8 protein-coding genes are annotated in these 13,081 nt (G+C 40.9%); 6 read left to right on the top strand and 2 right to left on the bottom strand.

The window, feature by feature from the left end; genetic code table 11:
- Positions 1-534: 534 nt before the first annotated feature.
- Complete coding sequence (rpiA, locus tag B4U84_RS08440) at positions 535-1,245, top strand: ribose-5-phosphate isomerase RpiA (protein WP_131116916.1); 711 nt, start codon at positions 535-537, stop codon at positions 1,243-1,245.
- A gap of 363 nt (positions 1,246-1,608) precedes the next feature.
- On the opposite strand, the gene B4U84_RS08435 is transcribed toward rpiA, so the two are convergent.
- Together B4U84_RS08435 and B4U84_RS08430 are read right to left on the bottom strand one after the other, a co-directional pair.
- The gene (locus B4U84_RS08435; protein ID WP_131116913.1) at positions 1,609-5,556 is read right to left on the bottom strand and encodes a two-partner secretion domain-containing protein; all 3,948 of its coding nucleotides are present in this window, start codon (positions 5,554-5,556) and stop codon (positions 1,609-1,611) included.
- Positions 5,557-6,047: 491 nt separating this feature from the next.
- Complete coding sequence (locus B4U84_RS08430; RefSeq protein ID WP_131116910.1) at positions 6,048-6,851, bottom strand: lectin OAA family protein; 804 nt, start codon at positions 6,849-6,851, stop codon at positions 6,048-6,050.
- Positions 6,852-7,571: 720 nt separating this feature from the next.
- Here B4U84_RS08430 and B4U84_RS08425 point away from each other — a divergent pair.
- The 5 genes from B4U84_RS08425 (at position 7,572) to B4U84_RS08405 (ending at position 12,869) form a co-directional block, all read left to right on the top strand.
- Positions 7,572-8,753 (top strand): aldo/keto reductase, encoded by a 1,182-nt coding sequence (locus B4U84_RS08425; protein ID WP_131118812.1) that lies wholly within the window; start codon positions 7,572-7,574, stop codon positions 8,751-8,753.
- A 69-nt stretch (positions 8,754-8,822) separates the two neighbouring features.
- A complete protein-coding gene (locus B4U84_RS08420; protein ID WP_131116907.1) occupies positions 8,823-9,590 on the top strand; it encodes a superoxide dismutase in 768 nt (255 codons plus the stop codon).
- A 166-nt stretch (positions 9,591-9,756) separates the two neighbouring features.
- Positions 9,757-10,512, top strand: coding sequence for a 16S rRNA (guanine(527)-N(7))-methyltransferase RsmG (gene rsmG, locus B4U84_RS08415; protein ID WP_131116904.1), 756 nt, complete (start codon positions 9,757-9,759; stop codon positions 10,510-10,512).
- A 280-nt stretch (positions 10,513-10,792) separates the two neighbouring features.
- Positions 10,793-11,599, top strand: a complete 807-nt coding sequence (locus B4U84_RS08410) for a TPM domain-containing protein (RefSeq protein ID WP_017313818.1) — start codon at positions 10,793-10,795, stop codon at positions 11,597-11,599.
- A 652-nt stretch (positions 11,600-12,251) separates the two neighbouring features.
- Positions 12,252-12,869 carry a precorrin-8X methylmutase gene (locus B4U84_RS08405; RefSeq protein WP_017313819.1) on the top strand — a complete coding sequence of 206 codons (618 nt, stop codon included), beginning with the start codon at positions 12,252-12,254 and terminating at the stop codon, positions 12,867-12,869.
- Positions 12,870-13,081: the final 212 nt, after the last annotated feature.

The following is a 13,081-nucleotide window of genomic DNA, read 5'->3' as shown; positions in this document are numbered from 1 at the left end:
AATTCTGTCTAGATAGTAAACTACCCACCACTGACCTGAGTATAGGTGAGCGTGTGAGCCTTCTTGTTGAAAAAGATGAATGTATCGACCTGCATTGTTAATGTATCGGCTTACATTGTTAATGTATCGGCTTACATTGTTAATGTACCGGCTTACATTGTTAATGTACCGGCTTACATTGTTAATGTATCGACTTACATTGTTAATGTATCGACTTACATTGTTAATGAAACTGTTTGCACAGCTTATTTAAGAACATCTTCATATTGACAGATCCAGATCCCCCTAGTCCCCCATGTCCCCCTAGTCCCCCATGTCCCCTACTATTATTTGTAGAATAAGTCAGTTTTTCAGGAGCTTTGGGAATGACCGCAGCAGCAGACCCGGTAAAATTGATGAAGCAACAAGTTGNGCTTATTTAAGAACATCTTCATATTGACAGATCCCAATCCCCCTAGTCCCCCATGTCCCCCTATGTCCCCTTCTCCCCTACTATTATTTGTAGAATAAGTCAGTTTTTCAGGAGCTTTGGGAATGACCGCAGCAGCAGACCCGGTAAAATTGATGAAGCAACAAGTTGGTAAAGCCGCCGCCGATTTAGTCAAATCTGGTTCTATCGTCGGTTTAGGTACAGGTTCAACCACAGCGTATGCGATTCAATATATTGGAGAACGCCTTAAGTCTGGCGATATCAAAGATATTGTGGGTGTTCCTACCTCTTTTCAAGCAGAAGTGCTAGCGAAGGAATACGGTATTCCACTAACTACTTTAGATGCAATTGACCACATTGATATTGCAATTGATGGTGCTGATGAAGTTGATCCACAGAAGAATTTAATCAAAGGTGGTGGCGCAGCACATACCCGCGAAAAGGTTGTCGATTACTTAGCAGATCAGTTTATTGTTGTTGTGGATGCTGGTAAGTTAGTCGATCGCCTGGGTTCAGTTTTTGCTGTACCAGTGGAAGTCATACCAATGGCGATTACCCCTGTAATGCACGCGGTTGCACAACTTGGCGGTAAGCCAGAACTACGAATGGGTGTGAAAAAAGCTGGTCCTGTGATCACAGACCAAGGCAATATGGTGATAGATGTTAAATTTGACTCGATTGATGATCCAGTTAACCTCGAAAAAACATTAAATAATATTCCCGGTGTTTTGGAGAATGGTATTTTCGTTAATTGCGCGGATCTAGTTTTAATTGGCGAAGTCAAAGATGGTCAACCTGTTGTGCGAAAAATGTAGAACTCACGACAAGGGTTTGTGATCTAACGACAGCATGTAGAGACGCGATATATCGCGTCTCTACATTATTTATGTGTATCGCGATTAACGTGAAGTCAATACGGTTCGGATAAGACAAATCGATTGGCATTTAAATCCTGTAGAGACGCGATATATCGCGTCTCTACATATCCAAAATTATGACGAAAAATTCTTAACCGAACCGTATTGAACGTGAAGTGGTATTACACCATTTCACAAAAAATCTGATACAAATACAGATCAGTAGAAACGCGATATATCGCGTCTCTACATTATTTATGTGTATCGCGATTAACGTGAAATGGTATTATACCCCTACACTCACTTTCAAGTTACGTTAAGTTAAAATGCTCTGCAACCGGCAGAATTTTGGCGCAGATACTGACGCTGAAACTCCGCGCTGTTAACATCGTAGGCAGTCAGAACGACTTCTCCTTTCTCATTAAATATCCATCCGCGAGCAGGGACAATCTGTTTAGTCGTAGCAGAGGCTTTTGGTTGGTTGCTTGTAACAGCTTGTGAACTACTATTGATAGCTGGTTGGGCTAAATCAACACGTACATTGTCAGTGGCAAAACTATCATTGGGACTAGAAGGTAAACCACCGCGTCCGGTAATGATAAATGAACTGCCAAAACCTTTTTGACAAGGATTTTCAGCAATTTGATTACTTGCATCGGTAGGATTATCTGGTAATTGCATTAATCCTTGACTGGGGTCAACATCTGTGTTGTTAACTTGTACCGTGCCACTGAACTGTGTTCCAAGGTCAGAAGCAGCAGTAATATCACTGTCTGGACTAGCGAATCGATAAGCAGCTTTGATAAATATATTGCCCCCAAAACCTTTTTGAGCATTTGCAGTGATGTCACTGTTTTCTAAAGCAACAAAGTTACCAGTCACAATCCTGATATTTCCACCTCTAGCTGTACCAGTGGCGTTGGTAGTGATATTACTATTGCGACGTAAGATTAAGTCACGGGAATTAAGGAAAATATTACCTTGATCACCCTTAGTAGTGGCAGTAATTGATGCTCGATTGTCTAGCCGGATGTCTTTTACTGTTGTGACTTTGATGTCACCTGCTGCACCAGTTCCTTCACTATTTGCAGACAGAATAGCACGATTAGAAAGAGAAAGCGATCGCGCATTGATTTGAATCCCACCAGCATTGCCTACACCTGATGGATTAGCAACGCTATAAATTCCACTTACGAATTGTCCATTTTTAGTCTCACCTGAAGCAGAGACATTACCTGTTGCGTTAATGATCACACTGCCAGCATTTCCCTTTCCAAAAGTACTGGCATCAATTCGTCCGCCATTGGTGAGAGAAAGGTCTTTGGTATTTATTAAGATACCACTAGAACTGCCTTCTGAATTTTGGAATACTCTGCTAAAAATTCCACTGTTTCGTCCATTCTTAGTTTCACCTTCTACGGAGATATTGCCAGTCGCGTTAATAATGACTCTTCCTGCGTCTCCTTCTCCAGAAGTGCTAGCATCAATTATTCCGCCATTAGTCACAGAAAGATTGTTGGTATTGATTTCGATACCACCAGAATTCCCCTCTGCTCTTAAGCCAACTTGGCTAAATATTCCACTTAGGAAGCCTTGTTTATCTTCACCGTCTATGGAAATATCGCCAGTGGCATTAATAACAACTCTTCCTGCATTTCCATTTCCAAAAGTGCTGCCACTAATTTGTCCACCATTGGTAAGAGAAAGGTCTTTGGTATTTATCTGGATACCACCAGCATTTCCCTCGTATCGTCGTGATTCTGCACGACTAAAAATATCACTCTCACCATCTATAGAAACTAAGTTAGTAGCATTGATGATTATGCTACCAGCATTTCCATTTCCAAAAGTGCTGGCATTTATTCGTCCCCCATCACTTAAAAAAAGGTTTTTGGTACTAATTTGAATACCATCAGAATTTCCCTGTGCTGTTTGGGTGACTTGGCTAAAAATTCCACTGCTGCTTCCATTTTTAGTTTCACCAGAAACAGAGATATTACCAGTCGCATTAATAATAATTCTGCCAGCATTTGCGTCTCCACGGGTGTTGGCATTAATTTGACCACCATTGGTAAGGAAAAGATTTTTGGTATTTATTTCGATACCACCAGAATTACCCTCAACAAAAAATCCAGCAATGCTAGAAATTTCGCTACCACCATCTGCGGAGATCTCACCAGTTGCATTAATTTTGACAATACCAGCGTTTCCTCCTCCAAAGGTGCTAGCACTAATTTCTGCATCATCGGTGAGAGAAAGATTGTTGGTATTTATTTCAATCCCACCACTACTACCTACACCAGAGGAGTTAATGGCGCTAGAAATTTCGCTACCACCATCTGCGGTGATATTACCTGTTGCATTAATTTTGACAATTCCAGCGTTTCCTCGACCATTGGTGTTGGCAGTAATTTCTGCACCATCGGTGAGGAAAAGATTGTTGGTATTTATTTCAATCCCACCACTATTGCCTACAGCAGAGGAATTAACAGCACTAGAAATTTTAGTACCGAAACCATCTGCGGTGATATTACCTGTTGCATTAATTTTGACAATTCCACCGTTTCCTTGACCGTAGGTATCGGCAAGAATTTCTGCACCATTGGTAAGAGAAAAATTATTTGTGTTGATTTCTATACCACCAGCATTGCCGCCTACACTTGAGAATGCAACACCGCTAGCAATGAAACTGTCATTACCATCTACGGAAATATTGCGAGTTGCATTAATTTTGATAATGCCAGCATTTCCTCGACCGTAAGTGCTGACATTTATCACCCCTCCATCTTGTACTATCAACTCACCAGTGTTAATGGTCAAATTTCCTGCGGCTTCGCTTGCTTCTGAGCCAACTATAGTACCCAAAGCACTATAAAACTGACCGTTGGTACTACGACCAATCACCTGGACTTTGTCAGCTGTAATAGTCAAATTTCCACCCTTGCCTGCACCAAAAGTGCTAGCGTTGATTTGTGCGCCATCTCGCACAAGCAACTCACCAGTTTTGATTGTTAAATCTCCTGCGGCTCCGGTTGCTCCTGGCTCAGTTGCAGTACGTAAACCACTGGGGTATTCACCATTGGCGGTAGTACTAATACCAATTAACTGGACTTTGTCCCCTGTAATAGTTAGATTTCCACCTTTACCAGCACCTAAAGTGTTAGCGTTGATCTGTGCGCCATCTCGCACAAACAACTGACTAGTATTAACTATCAAATCTCCTGCGGCTCCGGTTGCTCCTGGGTATACTTGAGTAAAAAAGCCAGTGAGAAATCCCCCATCAGATGAAGTACCTACTACTTCTACTTGCTCAGTTGCATTCACTGATAGAAGTCCACCTTGTTGAGATCCCAAAGTACTAGCTTCTATCTGTGAACCATTAGCAAGGGTGATGCGCCTACCCCAAACTTGTATATCACCACCGCCAAGACCACTGGCATCTACTGAAGTCTGTTGAGATAATTGAATATTGCCAAAATTTTGTACATTACCATATCCCAAAGCAAAACCTTTGTTGATAGGTGTAATGCTAACTAAACCAGAACCTCCAACACTGCCTAATTCTATCCGTCCACCAGCTGTTTTGAGTGTTGCTCCCTCTAAAAAGACATCTCCTCCCACCAATGCTAAAGTTTGATTTGGTTGCACTCGTAGTCCAGATGTTGTGTTGATTATCTCATCAGTATATGATCGCAATCCCTGACCATCACCTTGTACTTGAATACTTCCTGGATTGTCCCGAAACCGCAAACCAATGGGAATATTTACACTTAACAGTGGTACTGCTTGGGGATTGGTCGCACTAAATTCAAAATTATTGTTAAATATAAAACTGTCGGCTGTGGTTCCAAAAAATGAACCATTTAAATCTAAACTGGCATTTCGACCAAAGAAAATCCCTTTAGGGTTGAGTAAAAATAGATTTGCATTACCTAAAACACCAAGTCTTCCGAGAATATTTGAGGGATTACCACCTGTGACTCTGGTGAGAATATTGGTGATATTAGCCGGATTAGAAAAATAGGCTCCTCTACCTGCACCAACATTAAATTCTTGAAAACTATGAAACAGACTTGAGCCGCGAGTTGCACCACCATCAATGCGATCGCTCGGTATACCATTAATTACATCTGGGTTGACAACAGAACTTTCCGCACCCAGACTAGAATCTGGTGTGATTTGTGCTTGAGCAATAGTGATACATACGAGAGTTTCTAATATTGCTACGGGCAAGGTGAAGAGAAAAAATATATGCCTCAGCTGTGTCATCCTCAGTATCCTGTTTTAATAATGGAAGAGAACCCTGACAAGTAAAAATACGGAACATAGCATCTAATAAAGTATTAGAAACCAAATCGTCATGTTATGACGCATATTCGCAAATTTTCTTAAAAATACGCCAGTTTGATGAATCTCTCTCTCCCAGCCTCTGTCTCCTACTATCAGACTGCGATTGAAATCGCAGGTGGGTTTTTTGAACTTTAATTTCTATTTTTATAAGATATTTTTAAAGACGCGCCATGGCGCGTCCTTAAATCAAGATGTGTTGCTAATATTTTTTGAATCGGCATTACTTAGACTATCTTTTAAGTTCAAAGTCAAAAGTAAAAAGTAAAAAAAAGCTTTATATCAAGATATACAAGCCATTGAATTTATTCATGGAGAAAGATAAAAATCTCCTTGTTCCAAGAAAAAGAATTTATTCATGGAGATTTCTTTTTACTTTGATCTTTTTACTTAATTCATCGCCTATTTTTGATTCAATTCAGCGATCCCTTGAAACCAATCGGTCCTTCTCCGTCATAAGTCATGGTTCCAGTCAAAGTTTTGCCACCATCATTAGAACTGACGTTAAGCGCAACTACATTTTGGTTTTCGCGATAGCCAATAATCCAGAGACCTCCTGGATTCCATGGAGCAGAAGAGCCTCCCCACTGATTCTCTACGTTGTAGTTGTTGCTACCTAAGAGATTTCCTTTGAAACCGATGGGGCCTTCACCACTGTAAGTCATGGTTCCGGTCAAAGTCTTGCCGCCATCATTGGATTTGATGTCGATAGCAACCACATTTTGCTTGTTGCGACAGCCCAAAGCCCAGACACCACCTACATTCCACGGGGCTGAACTTCCTCCCCATTGGTTTTCTACTGTATATGCACCACCTTCAGCCTTCGTACCTTTGAAACCAATAGGTCCCTCACCCTTGTAAGTCATGGTTCCATTAAGAGTTTGTCCACCATCGTTAGACTGAACATTGATAGCGACAACGTTCTGGTTAGCACGATAACCAAGTACCCATGTACCACCGGGATTCCAAGGAGCAGAACTTCCTCCCCATTGGTTTTCTACTGTGTAATTATTACTACCTGAGCGGGTACCCCGAAAACCAATAGGCCCTTCACCTTGGTAAGTTATGGTTCCATTGAGGGTTTGTCCGCCATCATTAGATTTCACATCAATAGCGACAACGTTCTGGTTAGAACGAGCGCCAATCACCCACTTGCCACCTTCATTCCATGGAGCAGAAGAGCCGCCCCACTGATTTTGCACTTGATATAGCGTCATATTTTTGTCATATTTGCAAAGTTGATCTAGGATTCATATTTAATTGTTAAAAAACTGAATAAGCTAAGAACTTATCGTAAAAAAGTTTAGTTTTCAGTATAGGTAACAAGAATCAAACATGAATCCTATACTTGTTAATTTTGCAGAACTTAAATCATAATTCAAGGACAGTTAAGACAGTTAAGACAGTTAGTGATTAAACGTAATAAATAATGTGGTTTAGTATACAATTAGCTAGAAAAAATCATTCATTTAAGTCTATCAAAACTATTCAATTTTTGTCATCAGATTAAAATGTACCACCTAAAGTAAATATCTATAGCATTAAGATCTCCGACTTCTTGAAGAAGTCGGGGATCTGGCTCTCTCCAATACTGATCGGGTAAGATAATCAATTGACATTTCAATTCTGTAGAGACGTAGCAATGCTACGTCTCTACAAGCCCAAAATCGGTTGACGATTACTTAATTACAATGAGTTTGTGGTTAATTGTTGCTTGGGAGAAAGACCAAGCAACAAACAACCAAATTGAGTTTATTGACCGATAATTCCGAGCAGGGTACAAAAAAGCGGATTTATCCGTGGAATAAATCCAAAATCCAAAATCCTCAAGAAAGCGGATTGATCCGTAGGGTCAATCCAAAATCTATAGACGCACGCAGTGCGGCTTCTCGACAGAGTAATCTAAAATCCAAAATTGGATGACACCCATACCTTTGATGCTATACAGAAGATTTGGTCGTACAGATTTACAGATACCTGTGTTTTCCTGTGGAGGTATGCGATACCAATATAAATGGCAAGATGTGCCACAGTGGCAGATTCCCCATGATAATCAGGCAAATTTGGAAGCGACTATTCTACGTTCTATAGAATTAGGGATTAATCATATTGAAACTGCCCGTGGTTACGGTACTTCGGAAATGCAGTTGAGTAAAATTTTACCCCAGTTGCCCCGCGACAAATTAATTATTCAGACTAAAATCAAACCTGGGGCAGATGCAAAAAAATTTCTCAGTGAATTTGAAAAATCACTGCGATATCTGCGCTTAGACTATATTGATTTACTCGGAATACACGGTATAAATAATTCTGAACTATTAAACTACACCATTCGTCCGGGTGGTTGTTTAGAAGTGGCACGAAAATTACAAGCCCAAGGTAAAGTCAGGTTTATCGGCTTTTCTACCCATGGTTCTACAGATACTATTATCCAAGCAATTAACACTAATCAATTCGATTACCTGAATTTGCACTGGTATTACATTAATCAAGTGAATTGGGCTGCAATTGAGGCTGCTACAGCACATGACATGGGTGTGTTTATTATTAGTCCATCTGATAAGGGAGGAAAGTTATATAATCCACCAGAAAAGTTAGTTAAACTTTGTTCTCCTTTGAGTCCGATGGTGTTTAATGATTTGTTTTGTTTGAGTCATCCCCAAGTACATACTTTAAGTTTAGGAGCAGCAAAACCCACTGACTTTGATGAACACCTGAAAACTTTAGATTTGCTAGCTCAAGCCTCGGAAATTTTGCCACCAATTTTGACACGTTTAGAGGAGGAAGCCATTACTATTCTCGGAGAAGATTGGGTGAAAACTTGGCATGTTAATTTACCCAGCTATGAACAAACTCCTGGACAAGTAAATATTCCAACAATTTTGTGGCTATGGAATTTAGCGATCGCCTACGACATGATAGATTATGCCAAAATGCGCTACAACCGACTTGGCAATGGTAGTCACTGGTTTCCCGGTAAAAAAGCAGAGCAAATACATAAACTAGACTTGCAACCATGTCTGAGTCGCAGTCCCCATGCAGACAAAATTCCTAGCATCCTTGCACAAGCACATCAAATTTTGCAAGGTGAGGCAATACAGACATTATCAGGGAGTTAATTGACCAAAATCTACGAAAATAATAACTGCAAACCAATTTCGCTAATGTATTTCCTTGGTGTAAATCTTATGACTCTTAAACGTCGGCATTTTCTAGTTTTGCTTGGTGCAGGTGTAGGCGCTTTTGCTTTAGATTCTTGCGCCTCTGCAAGCACTCCTAATCCCACTCCTCCAACTTCTACAACTTCTCCAACTTCTGTAAGTTCCGATAAATCAAATAATTCTGGAGCAATTCAACTACCACCTTTGCCTTATGATTACAATGCCCTAGAACCACACATTGATGCAGCCACAATGCGCTTCCATCATGACAAACACCATGCAGCCTATGTCAAAAATTTGAATGCAGCATTAGAGAAATATCCAAATCTCAAAAACAAAAGCGTAGAAGATTTACTGCGTGATCTCAACAGCGTTCCTGAAGATATTCGCACAACGGTACGCAATAATGGTGGTGGTCATATCAACCACTCGATGTTTTGGCTAATCATGAAACCCAATGGTGGTGGGGAACCAACCGGGGCGATCGCTGACGCTATCAAAGAAAATTTTGGTAGTTTTGCAAATTTCAAAAAACAATTCAACGATGCGGGTAGTAAACGTTTTGGTAGTGGCTGGGCTTGGCTTGTCCGCAATCAAAATGGCAAGCTGGAAGTTGTCAGCACACCCAATCAAGATACTCCCCTGAGCGAAGGCAAATATCCGATTATGGGTAATGATGTCTGGGAACATGCTTATTACCTCAAATACCAAAACCGCCGCGCCGATTATTTAGACGCTTGGTGGAACGTGCTGAACTGGGATGAAATCAACAAACGATTCGCAGCAGCAACTTAAGTTCAAAGGGTGTAGGGGTGTAAGAGTATAGGGGTGTAGGGGGAAGAAAAACATTTAAATGTTTAACTAATAGTTTGGCATACTAGGTACTGAAGAACCTTAAATATTTCCCTTACACCCTCATACCCTCACACCCTTACCCCGCTAGTTTTGTAAGAGTGAAATTGTGAACGACTTAACTGTGCCTTCTTTACCAGAATTGCCAGAGCTATGGCAGCAAACTCTCAATTGGCAACCGACAGCCGAACAGCAAGTACAATTGCAGAGGTTGTATGAATTGATTTTAGAAGGTAATCAAAAGCTTAATTTAACCAGAATCACCGAACCCCAGGAATTTTGGGAAAAACATCTGTGGGATTCGCTGCGGGGAGTTGCACCCTTACTAACAGACAGGGAGAAAAATTTCACTTCACCATCCCAGCATTTCATTGATATTGGTACAGGCGCGGGTTTTCCTGGTATTCCTGTGGCGATCGCACTATCTAATTGCAATGTCACACTTCTAGACTCTACTCGCAAAAAAACAGCTTTTCTTGAACAGATTCTACCTGAGTTGCAATTAGATAATACTAAAACACTAACTGGTAGAGTTGAGGAAATCGGTCAACAGTCCCAGCACCGCCAAAACTATGACGTAGCCATGATTCGCGCTGTTAGTAATGCATCAGTGTGCGCGGAATATGCTTTGCCATTACTCAAGCAAGGTGGTTTAGCCATAGTTTATCGGGGTAACTGGACAGAAGATGAAACCACAGCTTTAACAGATGCTGTAAAACAGCTTGGTGGGGAAATAGAAGCTATTGATCAATTTACCACTCCATTGAGTCATAGCCTACGCCACTGTTTGTACTTACGGAAGGTAGCACCCACACCAGCTAAATTTCCCCGTGCAGTCGGCATACCTACACAAAAACCACTTTAATTTTGTCATTGGTCATTAGTAGAGACGCGATGAATCGCGTCTGTACAATAGTCATTTGTCATTGGTCGTTCGGAGCATCCGAAATGTTTAAATTGCTATGCTCCCTTCTCATTTGTAATTCAGTGAGGTACTCCATGCCTCATGACAAATGACCATTGACTAAGTGACTAATGACTTAAATTAGATTAAAGTTAAAAAGTGTAAAGAATTATTCTGTTTTCCTCTCATCTTTTAAAACAACTTGTTCACGTTTACTGTAGATAATTGTATAAAAAAGTCCATGCAGCATTGTTTTTGGCGACGAATTCTGGTATTTTGTGCAGTATTTTTCTTGGCAGGGTCAATTTGGGTAACACATCCTCCCTACGCTCATGCTTACGACAATCCAGATTTACTACCAGACACTCCAACCCCAGTCGTAGATTTAGCTAAATCCCTCAACTCAGTTCAAGAAGAAAACCTTGTTAAAAAACTAGAACAATTTGAAGCTCAAACCGGCTGGAAGTTGAGAGTTTTAACTCAGTATGACCGTACACCGGGTTTAGCAATTAAAAACTTTTGGAAACTCGATGACAAAAGTGTTTTATTAGTTGCTGATGCCAGTGGTGGTAATATTCTTAACTTCAATGTCGGCGATGCAGTTTACAAGTTACTACCCCGCACATTTTGGGTAGAACTACAAACCCGCTTTGGCAACTTATACTTTGTACGAGAAGAAGGGGAAGACGGAGCAATCATACAAGCTCTAGAATCAATTGAAACTTGTTTACGTCAAGGTGGTTGTCGTGTGGTTCCTGGACTACCAAAAGAACAGTGGATTCTGACGCTGATTAGCTCAATTATTGGCGGGGTTGTTTGTGGTTTTGCAGCTCAACCCCGGCGTGAAGGACAAATTGTTGCTTGGCAATGGGCTTTAATTTTTTCTCCTCTGTGGGGAATTTTATTTATCGCTTTCGGTATTGGCCCAGTAGTAACTCGGACTTCCGACTGGCTACCATTAGTCCGTAATATCGCTGGTTTTCTCATCGGTGTCTTAGTTGCTTACTTATCGAACTTTTTCAGTCGTTCTTCAGCATCAGAAATGTGAGTTGGTCCATGGTCATTGGTAGAGACGCGATAAATCGCGTCTCTACAATGGTCATTGGTCATTGGTAGACGCGATAAATCGCGTCTGTACAATGGTAATTGGGCTTTGTAATTTTTACAAATAATATATGATTGCTATGGCGATCGCACTCTTCAAATTCACCTTGATCACAAAAATCGTCTGATTCATAGAGAACATCGTGACGTTACTTATTAACCTTCCTTGATCCATAGAGAAGATTAAAGCGTTTGTTCAATCCCTTCTAACGTTACTTATTAACCTTCCTTGATCCATAGAGAAGATTAAAGCGTTTGTTCAATCCGCTTCAACGTTGCTTATTAACNCTTATTAACCTTCCTTGATCCATAGAGAAGATTAAAGCGTTTGTTCAATCCGCTTCAACGTTGCTTATTAACCTTCCTTGATCCATAGAGAAGATTAAAACGTTTGTTCAATCCGCTTCAACGTTGCTTATTAACGAGAAAACGTGAAAGCAATGCTGCAAAGTAGCCGCTACGCGAACACAAAGAATGTATGCTGATACCAATTCTTCGTGAAGCTGCATAGAATTTGTTACAAATGACAAATGACAAAGGACAAAGGACTAATGACTCATTTAAGCTGAAAGCTGTTAGCTGAAAGCTGAAACGCAATGGAATGGCACATAACTGATGCTGAGAGTTTAGCAATAATTGATAGCGAAATTGGCGATCATGTCTTTTCACCTGCCGAGTATGAAATTATTCGGCGGGTTATATATGCTACTGCTGATTTTGAATATAAATCTTTGATTCGTTTCTCTGAGCGTGCTTTGCAAGCTGGGGCATCAGCTTTAGCTGCACGTACAACGATAATCGTAGATGTGCCGATGGTGCAAGTAAGTATTAACTACGAGATTCAAAGTACTTTTGCTAACCCCTTGTATTGCAGCATCAATACACTTACTCGTCCTGAAAAAGAAAAAACTCGTGCAGCTTGGGGAATTGAAACCTTAGCTAAACGTTATCCTGAAGGCTTATTTATCATCGGTCAAGCGCAAACGGCTTTATCTACACTTGTTGATTTAATTGAAGCGGAAGAAATTAAGCCAGCGTTGGTAATTGCCACACCAGCAGGTTTTATCAACACAGATACTGATAAAGAGCGCTTGCAAGATTCTCTAATCCCGAATATTACTATCGACAGTCGCAAAGGTGGTGCATTAGTCGCAACCGCAATTGTTGAGGGTCTAGTAGATTTAGCTTGGCAAGCCTACGGGAAAGCGAGGTGATTGGGGATCGGGGATCGGGGATCGGGGATCGGGGATCGGGGATCGGGGATCGGGGATCGGGGATTGGGGATTGGGCATGGGGCATGGGGCTGTCTCTTATACACATCTAGATGTGTATAAGAGACAGGATTAAAGCGTTTGTTCAATCCCTTCTAACGTTACTTATTAACCTTCCTTGATCCATAGAGAAGATTAAAGCGTTTGTTCAATCC

This window comes from Westiellopsis prolifica IICB1 (assembly GCF_004323185.1).
GTDB classification, from domain to species: domain Bacteria; phylum Cyanobacteriota; class Cyanobacteriia; order Cyanobacteriales; family Nostocaceae; genus Pelatocladus; species Pelatocladus prolificus_A.
This window is presented reverse-complemented; position numbering and strand designations above follow the sequence as displayed.

Bases quoted from the DNA above. Each gene is read 5' to 3' on its own strand.
- B4U84_RS08430 (WP_131116910.1), bottom strand. From the start codon at position 6,851: ATGACGCTATATCAAGTGCAAAATCAGTGGGGCGGCTCTTCTGCTCCA.
- B4U84_RS08405 (WP_017313819.1), top strand. From the start codon at position 12,252: ATGGAATGGCACATAACTGATGCTGAGAGTTTAGCAATAATTGATAGC.
- B4U84_RS08435 (WP_131116913.1), bottom strand. From the start codon at position 5,556: ATGACACAGCTGAGGCATATATTTTTTCTCTTCACCTTGCCCGTAGCA.
- B4U84_RS08420 (WP_131116907.1), top strand. From the start codon at position 8,823: ATGACTCTTAAACGTCGGCATTTTCTAGTTTTGCTTGGTGCAGGTGTA.
- rpiA (WP_131116916.1), top strand. From the start codon at position 535: ATGACCGCAGCAGCAGACCCGGTAAAATTGATGAAGCAACAAGTTGGT.
- B4U84_RS08410 (WP_017313818.1), top strand. From the start codon at position 10,793: ATGCAGCATTGTTTTTGGCGACGAATTCTGGTATTTTGTGCAGTATTT.
- B4U84_RS08425 (WP_131118812.1), top strand. From the start codon at position 7,572: ATGCTATACAGAAGATTTGGTCGTACAGATTTACAGATACCTGTGTTT.